Origin of the sequence: Mycobacterium sp., assembly GCF_008709575.1 — a bacterium.
Classification (GTDB): Bacteria; Actinomycetota; Actinomycetes; order Mycobacteriales; family Mycobacteriaceae; genus Mycobacterium.
The window spans coordinates 1-514 of record NZ_VYIK01000565.1 but is presented as its reverse complement, the minus strand read 5'-3'; the positions used below and the strand labels follow the sequence as shown (position 1 = coordinate 514).

Annotated in this window: 1 protein-coding gene; it reads right to left on the bottom strand. The window is 63.0% G+C overall.

Annotated elements, in window-relative coordinates:
• Positions 1 to 415 (bottom strand): transposase (locus F6Q13_RS20165; protein WP_293060204.1); only part of this gene is annotated, 415 nt, incomplete at its 3' end.
• Positions 416 to 514: the final 99 nt, after the last annotated feature.

Sequence of the window (514 nt, the reverse complement as noted above, 5' to 3'; positions counted from 1 at the left end):
GTAGGGCTTCGAGCCGACCATTGATGGCTTCGGTGGGGCCGTTGGAAGCCTGACGGTCGAAGAACGCCAGGATGTCGTAGCGCCGGCGCCACAGGGTGCGGCCGAGCTGGGCCAGTTCGGCCAGTGCAGCCGGCACGCCACGACGCAGCGAGTTCATGATCTTGGTCATTCTGGCTTTGCCCCGGCGCCGGTTGTGTTCGGCGTAGGCGGCGATGATGTGCTGATAGACGCTCCAGGTCACCAACACGGCAAGGTGGTTATCGTCGTCGAAAATCGCTGTGAGCCGGGCTAGTTGGCGGCCGGAAAGCAGGGGCAGTCGGGTGCGCAGGGTGCGGCGCACCCCGTAGAGGGGATCTCCGGTGCGGCCGCGGTGCCCGCAGGTCTGTTGTTGCACGCGCTGGCGGGTCAGGTCCAACTTGATACCGTGGAGCGAGACGACATGGAAGGGATCTAGTGGTGTGTCCGTCAATTAATTGACGGTTTCTTGGTATGATTCACGTTATGAGGCGACCCG